Source organism: Paenibacillus sp. 2TAB26 (genome assembly GCF_052115145.1).
In the GTDB taxonomy this organism is placed as follows: Bacteria; Bacillota; Bacilli; order Paenibacillales; family Paenibacillaceae; genus Pristimantibacillus.
The window spans coordinates 180,953-196,759 of the sequence record NZ_JBFRGC010000012.1 but is presented as its reverse complement, the minus strand read 5'-3'; the positions used below and the strand labels follow the sequence as shown (position 1 = coordinate 196,759).

General features: G+C 49.4%; 9 protein-coding genes. 1 reads left to right on the top strand and 8 read right to left on the bottom strand.

The window, feature by feature from the left end:
* Window positions 1–42 precede the first annotated feature (42 nt).
* The 4 genes from AB4Z50_RS15820 to AB4Z50_RS15805 form a co-directional block, all read right to left on the bottom strand.
* Window positions 43–1,128, bottom strand: a complete 1,086-nt coding sequence (locus tag AB4Z50_RS15820; RefSeq protein WP_441880485.1) for an efflux RND transporter periplasmic adaptor subunit — start codon at window positions 1,126–1,128, stop codon at window positions 43–45.
* Complete coding sequence (locus AB4Z50_RS15815; RefSeq protein WP_441880612.1) at window positions 1,076–1,759, bottom strand: ABC transporter ATP-binding protein; 684 nt, start codon at window positions 1,757–1,759, stop codon at window positions 1,076–1,078. Before AB4Z50_RS15815 ends, AB4Z50_RS15820 begins: the two co-directional genes overlap by 53 nt.
* 538 nt (window positions 1,760–2,297) lie before the next feature.
* The gene (locus tag AB4Z50_RS15810; protein WP_441880610.1) at window positions 2,298–3,836 is read right to left on the bottom strand and encodes a glycoside hydrolase family 43 protein; all 1,539 of its coding nucleotides are present in this window, start codon (window positions 3,834–3,836) and stop codon (window positions 2,298–2,300) included.
* A gap of 624 nt (window positions 3,837–4,460) precedes the next feature.
* A complete protein-coding gene (locus tag AB4Z50_RS15805) occupies window positions 4,461–6,032 on the bottom strand; it encodes a response regulator transcription factor (RefSeq protein WP_441880483.1) in 1,572 nt (523 codons plus the stop codon).
* Window positions 6,033–6,154: 122 nt separating this feature from the next.
* Between AB4Z50_RS15805 and AB4Z50_RS15800 the strand changes: the two genes are divergently transcribed.
* Entirely contained in the window at window positions 6,155–7,297 is a 1,143-nt protein-coding gene (locus AB4Z50_RS15800) for a glycosyl hydrolase family 8 (protein ID WP_441880481.1), read from the top strand.
* 272 nt (window positions 7,298–7,569) lie between these two features.
* Here the strand turns inward: AB4Z50_RS15800 and AB4Z50_RS15795 are convergent, their stop codons facing one another.
* From AB4Z50_RS15795 to AB4Z50_RS15780, 4 genes are all read right to left on the bottom strand, one after another.
* Window positions 7,570–9,198 carry a response regulator transcription factor gene (locus tag AB4Z50_RS15795; RefSeq protein WP_441880479.1) on the bottom strand — a complete coding sequence of 543 codons (1,629 nt, stop codon included), beginning with the start codon at window positions 9,196–9,198 and terminating at the stop codon, window positions 7,570–7,572.
* Window positions 9,173–10,942 (bottom strand): sensor histidine kinase, encoded by a 1,770-nt coding sequence (locus AB4Z50_RS15790; protein ID WP_441880477.1) that lies wholly within the window; start codon window positions 10,940–10,942, stop codon window positions 9,173–9,175. The genes AB4Z50_RS15795 and AB4Z50_RS15790 overlap by 26 nt, the downstream gene beginning before the upstream one ends.
* 85 nt (window positions 10,943–11,027) lie before the next feature.
* The gene (locus AB4Z50_RS15785; RefSeq protein WP_441880475.1) at window positions 11,028–12,743 is read right to left on the bottom strand and encodes an extracellular solute-binding protein; all 1,716 of its coding nucleotides are present in this window, start codon (window positions 12,741–12,743) and stop codon (window positions 11,028–11,030) included.
* A 165-nt stretch (window positions 12,744–12,908) separates the two neighbouring features.
* Window positions 12,909–15,761 (bottom strand): FtsX-like permease family protein, encoded by a 2,853-nt coding sequence (locus AB4Z50_RS15780; protein ID WP_441880473.1) that lies wholly within the window; start codon window positions 15,759–15,761, stop codon window positions 12,909–12,911.
* Between the last annotated feature and the right edge of the window lie 46 nt (window positions 15,762–15,807).

Here is a 15,807-nt window from a genome sequence, read left to right as displayed (position 1 = left end):
CCCAGCGCCGGATACATTGCTGTATCCGGTCTTCATTGTTAGTTAGTTGTTCAAGATGACCTTCTGGCCTTCCTCGAGTCCCTTAATGATTTCGGCCTCCGTCGGCGTTATCAGCCCCACCTCTACGTCAACCTCCTTGCGTCGCTCGCCTTCCGCCACCTGTACGTAATAGCGCCCCATGTAAGAACGAATGGCCGAGCGAGGCAGGATGATGACGTTCTCGCGCTTCTGAAGCTCGATCGTCAGCTCGGCGCTATCTCCGATTTGGATGCCTGCCGGGGCCTTATCCATGCTCATGTAGAGCGTTACAGCATTGCGCTCTGCTTTGGATCCGTCCGTTCCGATAGGCACAGTGGAAGGCGATTGCAGCACTTTGCCTGTATACGCCTTTCCCTTGTATTTCAAATTGACCGGCATTCCTGCTTCGACCGGCTGTACCTCCTTCATGTCTGCGGCAACATACGTAAGCTGAATGCGGGACGTATCCGCGATCGATACGATAGCCTGGTAGGCGTTCACAAAGTCGCCCGCGTTCAACGTCTCCACGAACGTCACCGTTCCCGATAGGGTCGCATAAAGACGTGATTTTGCAAGACGCTTCTCCATCGACTGAAGCGATATTCTCTCGCGTTCGAGATCGATTTCGCGCAAACGCAAGTCAGTGGTCGACGCGCCGTCAAGATATGCTTGCTTGAACAGCAGCTCTGCCCGTTCCACGTTAAGCTGTTGAAGGCTAGCCTGAAGCTCAAGATCACCGGTTTCCTGCTCCACGAGCAGATCGCCAGCGTGAACTTCCTGCCCGGCGCTTACCTTGATTGCTTTGAGCCGGCCTCCCGATTCCTTGAATGACAAGTTCTCCGCGCTCGAGGAAACGAAATGAGCCGTTCCTTTCAGATATGTCTGAATCGATCCGCGGCTTGCTTCTACGATATCCAATTGCTCCTGCGCCGGCTGAACAAGCGGCGGCTGCAAAGCAGACTGCTCTGCAGGGAGAAGGCCGCATCCGGACAGCGCTAGCATCAATGCCAACGCCACTGCCGATCGGCGCACGCCTGAAAGCAGCAGTCCGCCTCCCTTATTCGATGTTCGTTTGCGATACAATTCTTCCATCCTCCAATGAAATGACATGATCGACAAGCTCCATAATGCCCGGGTCATGCGTGGTCAGAACGACCGTCATACCAGAACGATTAACGAGCTCCCGGAATACTCTCATCACTTGAAAGCCCATTCGGCTATCGAGCTCCGCCGTCGGCTCGTCCGCGATGAGCAGCACAGGCTCGTGGGCAATTGCCCTTGCGATCGCCACGCGCTGCTGCTCTCCTCCTGAGAGCTCGGCCGGCCGGTGCTTCATTCTTTCCTTCATCCCAACCTGCTCCAATGCCCGTTCCGCCGCCTCCCGATTGCCCTTAAACGGCGTGCCCGCAACGCGCAGGCCGAATTCCACGTTCTCGTATGCATTCATGAGCGGAATAAGTCCAAATGACTGGAAGACGAGGCCGATTTCTTTGCGCCTCAGAGCACTTCTCTCTTTTCCGGGCATACGCGTAATTTCTCTGTCTCGGAAAAACACTTGCCCTTCCGTTGGCTCGTCAAGCGCGCTGAGCATATTCAGCAAAGTCGTCTTGCCTGAACCGGACCTGCCCTTAAGCGCAACCATTGATCCGGCTGGTATAGCCAAATGAACATCCGATAACGCGGTGACGGCGCCACTGCCTCTACCGAATACACGCTTAAGGCCGACCGCCTTCAGAATCATCCCGCCGATTGCTTCTCCCGGCAATTCTAACTTCGCCAATACCGCTAACCTCCTCATTTTTCCCCGTTATTACTATTTATTTTAACGCTTTCATTTCTGTAGAAGTACCTGTTCATTTCTTGTTCGTTTACCCTATAAACGATAGCTTTGGTCTCGATTAACAACTAAAAAACAACAAATTGAACCCTAAATCGCAAGCTAAGGCCTCTTTTCAATTGAACTATATAAGTTGAACTAAAGTTTCTCGTTTTGGTCGCTGCACGAGAAGATCATTCTTACGATCGCGGTTGTAACCAAATTTTTTGATTGACTAAGACATTTAAAGGTAAAAATCCGGCTACAAAGGCGAACACTCCGTTTCTCCAGAACGATCTTCTCGCTTCTCTTAAACTGTATTTCTTTAGTTCAACCAATATAGGAACTCCACTAACAACAAAACCTCTGCTTTACATCAAAGAAAAGACTCGCAGCGAAGAGGCTGCAAGTCTTTTTCTGTTCAAGTAAGATGAATCGATTTCATTAAGGGTAACCTTTTCAATTATTTAGAAAACTGCCATGCACGAAAGGTGAACAAATCCGTATCGGCCTTGCCTTTGAACACAAAATACAGATCGTGAATGCCTACGGCGCCTTCAACCACCGTATTTACTTCTGTCCAGCCTGTCGATCCGTCATCAGCCTGTGGAACAGCAAGCGAACCTATCAAATCGCCATCCGGACTGTCCAAACGAAGCTCTATGACGGCAGCCTCGCTTCCGCCTGCTATGAACGCCGAAAACGTAGAGGCGCCGGCGCCGAAGTCCACGCCTGACACAGCTGTCCAATCGCCGTTGTGAATAGCTCCGATTGCAACCTCTTCTACCGTCGATCCGTTAACGTCCATCTTATGCGGCAACGCATCAATGCCTGCGCTCCAAGCAAGCGTTCCCGCCTCCACTCGCACGAACGGGTTAAGCTTATCGAGCTGCGGTACACCTTTCAAATCCGCTTCAATTTCTAGAATCGAGCCGTCCGCGCCGAAGCTCACTTTGTTCAAATGCGTCGATCGATAGCCTTTCGGTACACCCATCGCCTTTGATAATGTCTGCGCGTGATACGCAATGTACCATTCGTCCTGGAATTGGAACATCGCATGGTGATTATTGCCGCCCACGCCGAAGAAGTGGCCGGGATTTTTCAGAATGGTGCCTTGGTATGTCCACGGCCCCATAGGATGATCGCTTGTCATGTAAGCGATTTCCCCTGCAGGCGGGCTTCCTTCTGAACGAGTGCCGCCGTAAAAATTCGAGCAGTATGTGTAATAATAAGTACCGCCTGCTTTATTGATGCCGGCATCCTCGAACATGAATGGCGCAGGAATGACAGCGGCTTCGCCGACGACGCTGATCATGTCGTCCCCTAGCTGCATAACGCGAGCCGTATCCGGCTTCTCCTCTTTGCCCTCTGGGATACCCCCGCCAAAGTAGATGTACGCCTTGCCGTCATCATCGACCAGCACCGCCGGATCGAACAGCCATGTCACGCCTTCTGCGGCCGGCGCCGATCTCGCAATTAACGGCTTGCCGATCGGATCGATCCAAGGTCCCGTCGGGCTGTCGCTCGTGAGCACGCCAATGCCACTGGCGTTATTCGCAAAGTAAAGGAAGAACTTATCCTTGCCGTCAATCACCTTATGCGCCGCTGCCGGCGCCCAGGATTGCGTCGCCCACTTCGCCTCCCCTTCGGGACCAGCGGCAACTACGAAACCATGATCCGTCCAGTTCATTAAGTCCGAGGAGGAAACGATCGACAGCCGCTTGATTGATCCGTAAGAGTTATCCTTCACCTCTCCAGCGGAGTCGTATTCTAGTACGTCGTAGGTATTGTAAATATAAACACGGCCATTATATACGAGAGCATAAGGATCTGCGCCGAATTTATGGGATACGATCGGATTGCCGTTCTGCGGAAGCTTCCCAACCGCGCTGGCAGGCGGCTCATAGCTCAGCTTCGAGGTTGCCTGGTTAACGTCATATGCCGTGTTATTATGATTGGACTCCAAGATTTCCAGACTGCTTACCTTCAATTCATCTTTCATTTTCACAATCAACTCCCGCTTTTGTTTTAATGTAATCGTAGCCAGCGCTTTGCTGCCGTCAAGATTCGTGAATGAAACCTTGGAACCGTCGTCATTGCTGATCCAAAGCTCCAGCCCTTCATCGGAAGGCTTTAAGGCGACATTTGCCGCCAAAACATTATTGAGGTTCAGAACGATCGAACCGACTTCGAATGCAACCGGAATGTGAAGCAAGGCGCGAATTTGTACAACCTCAGCCCCGATCGGGAAATCATCCATGAGTAAATCCACTTCATATGTGCTATCCCTCTTCTTGCTAAGCTCTACCGTCTCTTCCTTCAGATAAGCCGACAGCTTCACATCAGGCATCTGCTCCGATTCATTCCGGTTAGCCTGCAATTGGCTGAGAAGGAATATCGCTGTGGCGGTCACTGCAAGGGCGGCAATGATTCCAAAGCGCTTCTTGCTTGTCAAAAAGCTTTCACCTCTTTCCCTATTATTGAACATAGTAAGGTTAACCTCGGCAAGGAACAACCCGCCAAATTCTCAGTCATTACCCGTCTATTTCTAGTTGTTATGCAGATGAATCCGATCACGAAGCGAAATAGCAATTCGAGCAGCACCGCCAACTAACAGCCTTCGGTCTTATTGCAGGTTCCATTTATTTCGATATTCGGAAGGTGACATTTGCTCCAGCTTCTCGAATTGAGTGATGAAATAATCGGAATTGTTAAATCCGACACGCTCTGCCACCTCGTATATGCGAAAGTCCTTAATCCTCAACAATTTTTTCGCCTCTGTGATTCTAAGCTGCTGCAGGTATTCATTAAAGTACACACCGTATTTTTTTTTGAAAAGCTGTCCTAAATAAGCCGGATTCAAATAAAATTGACCAGCAATGATTTTCAAACTAATATTTTTGCTGTAATTTTGGTCGATGTACGTTTTGATTTTGTGAATTCTCCCCTTCCCGTAGGTTCTGTATAGCATGTTGATCAAATCGCTTGCTTCGAAAACGAAAGCGTTAAGCAGCCGTTTGATCTCGTCTAACGTGACATTGTAATCATACCAATTAATAATTGCTTCAAAGGACGTCAGCTCGGTTTCATCACCTTCCATGCTTCTAATCGATATACAAATCAATAACACGCAGTGTACGATGCTTGTTTGAATCGCCTCGGGCGAGAAACGTTTCTCGCGAAATTCAGAAAATATCCGATTAACGACCAGTCTGATTTCATATGAATCATTCTCCTCGACTGCCTCTACCAACTTCCGACATAGGTCGCCGTCTAATTGTCCGTAAACCAATGTTGTTTCTTTCACTTCGCTATATGCAATGAAACAATCGGCGCTTCTGTAATACTTGCTAGTTACTGCTTTCTTGGCGCTTGCATACGATTCCTTGATCTTATCCAATTGCTTGACCGTTGTTCCCGCGTAGGCGCGATACGGAAGCCCACAGCGATCTTCGAGCCGCATTAATAAAAGCTCCATAAACGTCTTTATGCTTCCTCCAACGCCAGCAAGATACATTGAGGGAACGATCAACCCATAGGTTCTTCCGTGCTCGGATATAAACGGCTCTGACGCTCTTGGGACGATTTGCTGTATCGCATCCCGAATGTCTGCCCGAATTTTCTCCTTTAACGGAAACTTCCTTCCGCTCCAAGGATGAACGTTATTCAGCTCAATTAGCGTGTATGTAAACGCCTCTGATCCGATCGCCATTTCCAGCACTATGCTTTCCTCTTTCGCCTTCCCCGTCGATTCTCCCCTGATCAAAGTTTCGATCTGCTTCTGGTTCTTCAGCATGCGTTTACGCACTTGAAGCTGTTTTTTCCTCTCCAGCTTGTCGTGCAGCTTCACAAGTGCATAAACAAAGTCATCTTCGTCGATAGGCTTAAGCACATAATCCAATACGCCCAAACGAACGGCCTGCTGCGCATAACAGAAATCGGTATGCCTGCTTATAATAACGAACTCGGTATCGAGCTTCTCCTCCTCCGCAGCTTGGATTAAGGCAAGACCGTCGAGTACGGGCATTCGGATATCAGTGATGACAAGATCGGGTTTTTTGTCTCTAATCATGGCAAGCGCGTCCTTGCCATCAGCCGCTTCACCGATCACTTGATAACCGTTGCCCTCCCAATCTATCATTCCTATAAAGTCTTTGCGGAAAAATAGTTCGTCGTCGACAATAATAACGCTATGCATGAGGCAGCCCTCTCTCTTCGAAAATTGAAAAGTGCTATATTTTTTAAAGTAAACGCTATAATTCCTTAAGCATCGACCATGTTATGATATGTTCAAAAAAATGTACTGTGGAGGTTGCGACAATGTCAGACTCAAACCAAGGTGCTTTCCATACAGGCAGCTACAGAAATCTATTCAAGGAACTTGGGTATTCCTTTCAGGAAATCGAAAGCAAGCTCGAGCAGGCTTGGAACGAGCTGTTCTATGGCAACCCTGAAATGCGCATCTATTACCCTTTGGGCGACGACAAAGGGTATCTTCTAGATACTGGCAATCTGGATGTACGCTCAGAAGGCATGTCTTACGGCATGATGATGGCGGTGCAAATGAACAAAAAAGATGAATTCGACAGACTATGGAACTATGCGAAGACGTTCATGCAGCATAAGGACGGGCGTTACAAGCATTACTTCGCGTGGCATTGCAAGCCGGACGGCTCTCGTATTTCGCAAGGTCCAGCACCCGACGGGGAAGAGTTTTTCGCCATGGCCTTAATTTTCGCCTCCAACCGCTGGGGTAACGGGCCAGTGCCGTTTGATTATTCCGAGCAAGCCAAAACAATTCTGCGCGCATGCATCCATCAGGGAGAGAACGGCGAAGGCGACCCGATGTGGGATCCAGCAACTAAGCTGATTAAATTCATTCCTGAATCGCCGTTTAGCGATCCCTCCTATCATCTCCCGCACTTCTATGAATTGTTCGCGATTCATGCCGATGAACAGGACAGGCCGTTCTGGAGAGATGCCGCAGAAGCGAGTCGCGCTTACCTGCATGCTGCCTGCCATCCGGAAACGGGACTCTCCCCCGAATACGCGAACTATGACGGAACGCCTGCGGTACCTCAGCGGCACGGCGACTTTCGGCATTTCTTCAGTGACGCTTACCGCGTAGCGGCGAATATCGGACTTGACTATGAATGGTTCCGCAAGGACCCATGGCAAATCGATCAGAGTAATCGCATCCAGGCGTTCTTCCGCAACATCGATGTTTCCGACTATCGTCGCTATACAATCGAAGGCAAACCATTTGAGGAACCGGCGCTGCATCCGATTGGCCTTCTCGCCACGAATGCAATGGCTTCTCTCGCTGCGGACGGACCCGATGCCGCCTATTTTGTCCGCTTGTTCTGGGACACGCCCCTCCGTACCGGCGATCGACGCTATTACGATAATTGCCTGTATTTCTTCAGTCTGCTGGCATTAAGCGGCAACTACCGTATTTATTAAACAATTTCACAAGGTGAAACGGCTGTCGCCGTCATTTGGCGGCGTGGCTCGATTTATTCCGAGTCATATAAGACTTCGATTGCGATCCGCGGCATCGCTCGGCCTCTCGTTACATCAATTTATCGTCTTCAAGATACATCCACAACCTGACGAATCATATGTTTTTACCCTTCAAATTGTAGTACTGCAACAACGGGCTACGCGCAGAAACAATGAACAAGGCGAAAGGATAAGAGAAACCTTATCCTTTCGCCTTGTTCATTGGAATTCATCTATACGTTGAGTGAATCGCGATACTCTTGGGGCGTCATACCCGTCACCTTCTTGAAGAAACGCGTGAACGAATGAGCGGCTTCATACCCGACTGATACGGCAACCTCTCTTACCTTCAAATCGTTGTCATGCAGCAGTTCCTTCGCTTTTCTTGCTCTGCAGGTATCGATATATTCAGATAGATTAATGCCTCGTTCCTGCTTGAAGAAACGCGACAGATAGGATGGATTGAAGTAGTGGATTTCCGCAAGCCTTACCAAAGAAAGGTCCTCCCTCAGATGGTCGTCGATGTACTGRCAGATTCGGTCAATAACTTGCGAGGTTCTGTCCCGCTCATCGCTCTGCTTATATCGGAAAATCGCTTCCGCGGTTTGCTTCAAATACTCGAACCCCTCCTTCATCGAGGCATGGCAGTCCAGTCGCATCAGCTTCCCGTGATCATCAAGGCGGCTTTGCAGCCCCAGCTTGTTCAAGCACGAGTAGAGTATCAGAGCAACCGAATAATAAGCTTCGATGGATCGCTGTGCTTGCTCGTTGTGAAGCAGCGCCACTCTCGACAATTGCTCCCAATCAGAATAAAACTCTTCCGCGCGGCCAGCCTCCAAATGTGCAGCCATAATCTCTACTTTACGGCTCGGTACGAATGCTTCTTTCCCCGAAAATCCGTCCATATTCTCGTCATGATCCCTTAGAATCATGCAAATGCCAGTTCCGATCCTAAGCTGCTGCAGTCGGCGCAGTCTCTCATATTGCTGGGTGACGGCCGTCCAATCGCAGCTTGTTCCGCTTATTGTCAACGTGATTTCCAGTTTAAGAGAGGAGAGGCAGGCTTCTTGGATAAGCTCGAGTACCCCCTCGATATAACATGCGAAGTCGACGGCTGGTTTCCCACCGCTTTCACTTCCAGACTGTATGAACCACATAAGGTCACCATGCCGATCGACAATTCCGATGCTCTTCACATGGTCCTTCAGCAAGGAATCCCATATCGTCCTGGCCGAAGCAAGCAGCTTGCTCCTCTCCGTATACGTCATGCCGGACGGGTACGACAACCTAGCAAGCACGAGCATGACAGTTTTCGTTGGGTCCAGTCCGATATTCAAATGGCCGAATTCCTCCATGAGCTCCTTCTGCTCCGAACAGAGCGAATCGCTCTCATGCAGCAGTTGCCTCATATAATCGCCTTGCGCCATGAACTCGTATGCATACTTCTGCTCACGTGATTGCTCAAGCAACATGTTCTCGACCGTGCTTCGCTGAATATCGAGCAAGGCGCCCCGGACGGCTTCCGTCACTTTCGCATACCCTTCTGTCTTCAGCAAATAACGGACATCCGGCATTTGAAATGCCCGGTAAGCAAAACCGAATTCGCTATGTCCCGTAAGAAAAATGACCTTGCATCTCGGCCAATACGTCAATATTTCTTCCGACAACTCCAGTCCGTTCTTGCCCGGCATGGCGATATCAGTCATTACAATATCGATGCGCGTTCGCGACATCCATTCCAAAGCTTCCTTAGCCGAATACGCCTTGCAAACGTCCAATTGATCCGGAATGAGCTTGCTCAACACCTCATAAAGTCCGTCGGTTATAATTTCCTCGTCATCGACGATTAGCAGCCGGTGCATCCCCATCCGCCTCCTTTGAATTTATGCGTATTTCGACTCGCAAGCCACCTAACTCACTTCTTGATAGAAACAAGCCGCTGCCTTCGCCATAGGTCAGTATAATCCGACGGTGGATATTAATGATCCCTGTCATTTCATGCGCTTCCCCGTTATTTGCCATTTGACCGTTCAAAGCGTCGACTAGAGCGTCGTCGATCCGGCTTCCGTTGTCTTCGACGACAATCATGGACTCCTGCTCATTCCGTACAAAGAAGATGCGCAGAAAGCCCTCCTCCGACATTTTCTCAAGACTATGTTCATACGCGTTCTCGATAATCGGCTGAACGATAAGCCTTGGTACACGTATGCGCTCCATTTCCTTCGGCAGCTCGTCGAACTGTACGCTTATGCGTCTAGAAAACCTAAGCTTCTGGATCTCGGTATACATCCTTGCATGCTTGATTTCCTCCGAAAGGTAAACATTATCCTCCCCGTTGCGCGTAATGAATCTGAAATATTCGCCCAGCATATTTGTAAAAAGCTCGATACGATCCGTATCGCCCGTTTTGGCAAGCGAATTAAGGATAAAGAAGCTATTGTACAGGAAATGCGGGTTAATCTGTGACTGCAGCTGCTTCAGCTCAGCCTTCTGCATCATCAGCTTCTGCTTAAAATCCTGATCGATCAGCGTCTGCAATTTGTTCAGCATGTGATTAAAACGATCATATAAATAACCGAACTCGTCCTTCTTCTCGTGATCGATCTGAATATCCAGCGTGCCGCCTTCCATTCTGCGGAAGCTCTGAACAAGCAGCAGCAGCGGCCGATGAACGAGCCTGTATGTCGAGAGGGAATAAACAACTATAGCGAGAATCGACGTGCCCGTGAACAGCCAAGCCCATAGATTAAACTTATTAAGCGGCCTTTTGACCGTCTCCTCCGGCAAATACGTGACGACCGAAAGCCCTAATTCCGGTGAATTGGCTTTGTCGACATGATACGTTTGTCCATTTACTTTCAATAGCAGGGAACTTTCTTTCGAAAGACGAGTTGTTTGCAAATATTTGTCCAAAATAACGCTAGAATTGTCGTTGCCAAGCAGCGTAAAATCCACCTCATCGGCGATCAAAAAAGAACCGCTCTCAGCATAAACGCTCAGTTGATTTAACGATTCCTTCAGCTTCGCCGTATCGAGCTCGATCTGCACGATATAAAGCGGCTCTTCCCCCTTCCTTCCCCCGAACTTGGAGGCGCTTAGGTGAAGTGAATCTCCCTGCCTGATGAGACGCTTCGCCCCGTTTCGTTCCGACACGGCACGGATTTGATCATACCTTCCTTGCTCGAGATCGTGAACGGCATTGCCGAATGAGAGCGTTTTGCCGATGGAGGGGATATGAACATATATATCCTTCATATAAGCGCTGCTGTTCTTAATGGAGGTCAGCCGATGAACCAAGTAGTCCATGCTCTCCTTCTTCTCGACGCTGTCCATCATATCCCACGTTACCGCGACTTTCGTAAGCTCTCCTTCCTGCAGCATATCGAATTGCTGAACCTCCAGCCATTCCACCTCGCGGTTCATGTCCTCAAGATACGATGACAGCTGCGCCAAGGTGTTTCTGGAAATGTCCTGGCTCGCGTTGGTGTAGCTCCAGTTATATAAATAAACGCCAAGTAAGATAATAGGCAAAATAACGACGAGATGCATGATAACAAGCCTTAAAAACAAAGCATGGCGCATGGAATTGACGGGTATCTTAAGCAATCTTACACAACTCCTCGCAAGCAGCTTTATCTATGGAGGGAACAAGTAATACTAAAGGAACGCCATGAGAGAACCTACTTCTTATCTAGGATGTACCGTCTTTCTTGGTATACCACTCGTTTACCTCAGCCGTCATCTGCGATCCGCCTAATCGATGCCATTCTTCGACGAAGCGGTCAAATTCCTCGATAGGCCGTCCGAGAATAATGTTCATATATGTTTTATGCTTCAAATCGTCCAATATGGATTGCTTCTCGATAATCGCTTGCGTCGGAACGCCGACGAACTTCTCGTAGAGCAGCTGATTGTTTTTTTCATAATCCCTGAAGATGGAGAACGCCCCCTTGGGCCCGTAAGTACGTTCCCACCCCCAGCCGGTTACGTTGTTTTTAGTCAAATACGCATCGATATTTTTTTTGATCGCTTTAGCCTCATCATGCAGCACCGCTTCGTCTCCCGTGGTCCGGAATTCATCCAGCTGCAGAAAAGCCTCGTAATTTTTGAGCAATGGGGCGGGAGTAAAGGGCGAGAGCTGCCATGCTGGATACGGAGTGCTGTAGTAGGTTTCGTATTCCGCTGTAACGCCCCAATTTTTCTCTAGATGCAAATTGATCATTTTCACGATCGCTTCGGGGTGCTCTACCCCTTTTTTGACGGCTAGAAACTGCGTAGTCGCAAAGCGAAGCGGTACTTTGGGCTTCTGGCCGCTATCCGACACAATAGGGAATGGCTGCCAGTCCGCATCGGCATCCTTCTCGTAGCTTGCTTGAACCAAGAATGAACCCCATTGCTCTCCGAACATCATGCCGATTTTCCCTTCCGAGATCATCGCCTTCTCTTTACGGCCGTCCTTTAACGCAAATTCCGGATCAATTTGTCCATCGCGGTACATCTGCTGAAGAACGGCTAGCGCCTTTTTCACTTCCGGCTGAACGGCTCCATTCATAAGCTTGCCCGTATCATCCTCCAGCCAAATGTTTGGGTAAGCGCCGTAACCGGCCATAAAATCCAAAGCCCCCATAACGGGATCCCACAAATATTGCGTGAGCGCCAGCCCGTACGTGTCGTTTTTGCCGTTTCCGTCGGGATCGTTTTCTGTAAACGCTTTCGAAATTGCGAGCAAATCATTCAACGTCTCTGGCGGCTTTAAATCGAGCCGCTTCAGCCAATCGGTCCGTATCCATAAGTATTGGGCTCCTTCGATCGATGCCGACGTTTCTGGTATCGCCATCAGCTTCCCGTCAATCGTTGCCGCCTCAAACGGCCCCGTCCCTTCCTGGTTCAGCACATCCTTGGTGAACGGCGCTGCATACTGCTCGTACACGCTGGTTAAATCCTGCATGAGTCCTTCGTTTGCCAATTGCCGCAACTGCTGCGCATTCACTCTGACGATATCGGGTATGTTGCCCGATGCTAACGCAGATCCTAATTTTTGTTGATAGAGATCCCTTTTGGCAGTCCATTCGTACTTAACCCGAATGCCAAGCACATCCTCGTATAGCTGGCTCCACCGATTGTTATCGAGTGTCTCCCCCGGAAAATTGGCTATCAAATCCGTAAAGTCTTCGTCTATTTCCCGTACGAGCGAAATTTCGATCGGAGGATTATATTTGGTTAAGCCTAAATCCGAATACATCGATTGTTCCGTAACTTCGGTATCAGGCTTCTCTGCTGCATCCTTATTTTCTTCGCACGCCGTAAGCGTCTGCATAAACATGAATACGGCGAGCATGAGCGCAGCCTTATTCCATATTCGCTTCCGCAAGATGACAACCCCATTTCTCGACAACGAATTAATCATGCATGTTTATTATTCTCCATGATTGATCACCAAAAAATCAAGAGCCAATCCTTTATAATGTTACCCAATCTTTACTTGATGAAAAAAACGAGGCACAAATCGGAACCCGATTGCCGATAGCATGCAAAAAACACGCCGGTTCTGGCGTGTTTTCATGTAGGCCTATTATTCCTCTCCCAGCTTAAGCGCTTGGCTAATTCGCGTACGCGACAACCGGTAGACGAGAATCGACAAGCCTATACCAATCGTAAGCCCAACGATGCCATAGAGCTGCACATAATCTCCAAGCTTGCGCACGATTTGGAACGGCGGCACTTGCTCCGTTGTTGCGAAAGACATTTCGAACAGCGGAACGTATAGATCACTCGTCAAGTTGCCGATATAGACGCCGATAATGATTGCGGCTCCCGAGGTGAGCGCCTGCTCGCTGACAAGCATGCCGAATACCTGGTAGAACGGAATGCCCATTGCCTGCAGCACTCCGTATTGAAGCGTGCGTCCGGATAAGGTCAGTACCCAGAAGATCAAGAAGCCGAAGAAGCAGATGAGCATCGCAACGGCAAAACCAAGCGTCATAACGCCGTTCATTGCCATCCGCAGCGGAGCGTTCGCGGACTGTATCAATTCCTGCTTTGCGTCACGGACACTCTCAAGCGGAATTCCTTTCTCCGCAAGCTGATCGTAGATATGCGAGCTGGAAATGCCGGCCTTCAGCTTATACCATACCTCGTATGGCTCGAATCCAATCCGATTCTGAATTGTACCCAGATGTCCAACGATCAGATGAGGTTTCTCCGTCTCCTTGTCTCCGAACGACCTTTCGGAAGGCAGAGGATTCCATGTCGGCCAGTAGTCGATAATGCCATATACAGTGAACAGGGCTTGGGTTTGTCCCTGCCAATAAACCCGAATATTATCGCCCGGCTTTACGCCGTGCTCCTCGGCAATGGAACGAGAGACGAGCACCGCCATCGGGTCTGGCGCAATAAGATTAAGATAGTTGTTAATGTGAGAATCAAGCAATCCGTCTTTCATCCAGACCGTCTTGCCGTAATCCAACGTGTCGATGCCGATTATCGTCATAACGCCTGAGCTCTTGTTTTTCGTTTCTACGAAAAACGCGTCTTCCTTCCTGAACACTTTGGCTTCCGATTCCACGCCATCCAGCTCTCTCATCGGCTGGATGGGCGGCTCAATGTACTTCATTTGCTTCGAATTCGGTGCCAGACTTGCTTGACCTCCGGAATCGGACTCGTAGGTTTCCCACTTGGCCTTCACCGTGATATCCGCGCCGATAGCATATTGGATTTTACTTTCCATATTATCGTTAATTGTCCGCGCTGCATTGGCACTGAACAACCCTGTCGATACAGTCATAATTAGAAACACCTTGATCGTCAAATATTGGCCGGATGAGCGACTGATCTGCACAAGCGAATGGTAAAGCGACGGCGGCCACCATCTGCGACCAGCCCAATATAAGAACCGAATGAACCATGGATAGACGCGAAGCGCCAATAGCCCCCCGCCAAGCGCGAACATTGCGGGCATGAAGAACAGCAGAGGATCAACCTGCAAGGCATTGGCATCGAGCGCAAGCCGCTGCAAATCGTCCATTCGTTTATTGAAGTTAATCAGTAAATAGATGGCCAATCCGACCAAAATAATATCAATTCCGCTCTTGTACCAGAACGAGAGCTTAGCTCCTCGAGCCATCTCCTGCTTGTGGCTAACGATGCTGACGCGAGTAGCCATAAATGCCGGAATCAGGATCAGCACAAGCGCCGCACCAACGGCAACCGCTCCAATCTTGTAAGACTTGCTGCTCAAGCTGATCTCAAGCGCCGAACGCTGGACGAACTCCAGAAAGCCGCTGGAAGCGCCCAGCAATTGTGTAAATTTCACGCCAAGAAACGGTCCGATCGCAAGTGCACTGAGGCCAAGAAGCAAGCCTTCTACGGTATAAGCCGTCATCAGCTGCGTACGGCTTGCTCCTCGGCTGCGCAGCACGGATATCTCCGTCTTCTGCTGATTAATAATCAGGTTTGCAACCATATATAAATAGAAGGAGAGCATTAGCATGACGGGCGTATACAACGCCAACATCATAACGGTCAGTTGACTCTCCGTCGCATGATATGATGCCGCTGTCGGCGTTGCCGGAATTTCGACCTCGGCAATGCCGATATAACCTTGGAAAAAACGTCGAATCTCGGTATCCGCCTTAACGAGCTGATCGATAAACTCAACGTTCAACTGCTCATATTCCATAGCATAACGCCATTCAAGGAAAGCGATTGCCGCTTTACCTCCTTGTACAAACTCGCGCTCGAACGTCTCGAATGGAATCATGAATCCGTCAACGACCTCTTCTGCAACAAAAGGCAAATATGGCTCCGCATTCGGATCGGTTACAATAAGTCCAACAGGGATTACACGGAAGCGTGCATGATCCCCTGTCATCACTTCGGCGATCAGTTCTTCTCCGAGCTCCCTCTTCGTCGACAGCAAGAAGCGTTCTGTAACGAGCGCCTCGTAGACGCCGTCCGTTCGATCGACGGGCATCCGTCCCTCAATAAGAAGAACCCGATGTTCCATGTCCGTCAGCGTCCTAAAGCCGCCTGTCGCATTCAGCACTTTCTTCTCTTGCTCCGACGCGTCCGCCCCGTATATTTTCATTTTTGATGTAAATCTTTGTTGGTAGAACGCTCTTGCTTCCATTCCCAATCGCTCGGGTATCGATTGTACGAATTGATCGGCCTCAGCGATCTGGCTTCTCGTCTTCTCGTCCGTCGTCTTGGAGGAGACGGTCGTACTAATTCCTACATATCCAGGAAATACAGCTTCCCTCTCTTGAAGCTGCTGGAGCTCCCTCAGCAACGTCCGCTGCAGGATGGCATCAGAATAAAGGGGCATCGAGCAGAATAGAGCCACACATACAGTCAGACCGAACCACAAGTTCAGCTGCAGCCACTTATTATTCACCATCTTGCGGAGAATCATCGTCCATAATGCCATATATACACCCCCGTCCTTGATATGAAGTTCATAGCAGGTTGGTTTG

Bases quoted from the DNA above. Each gene is read 5' to 3' on its own strand.
- AB4Z50_RS15800 (WP_441880481.1), top strand. From the start codon at position 6,155: ATGTCAGACTCAAACCAAGGTGCTTTCCATACAGGCAGCTACAGAAAT.
- AB4Z50_RS15810 (WP_441880610.1), bottom strand. From the start codon at position 3,836: ATGAAAGATGAATTGAAGGTAAGCAGTCTGGAAATCTTGGAGTCCAAT.
- AB4Z50_RS15820 (WP_441880485.1), bottom strand. From the start codon at position 1,128: ATGTCATTTCATTGGAGGATGGAAGAATTGTATCGCAAACGAACATCG.
- AB4Z50_RS15805 (WP_441880483.1), bottom strand. From the start codon at position 6,032: ATGCATAGCGTTATTATTGTCGACGACGAACTATTTTTCCGCAAAGAC.
- AB4Z50_RS15785 (WP_441880475.1), bottom strand. From the start codon at position 12,743: ATGATTAATTCGTTGTCGAGAAATGGGGTTGTCATCTTGCGGAAGCGA.
- AB4Z50_RS15815 (WP_441880612.1), bottom strand. From the start codon at position 1,759: ATGATTCTGAAGGCGGTCGGCCTTAAGCGTGTATTCGGTAGAGGCAGT.
- AB4Z50_RS15780 (WP_441880473.1), bottom strand. From the start codon at position 15,761: ATGGCATTATGGACGATGATTCTCCGCAAGATGGTGAATAATAAGTGG.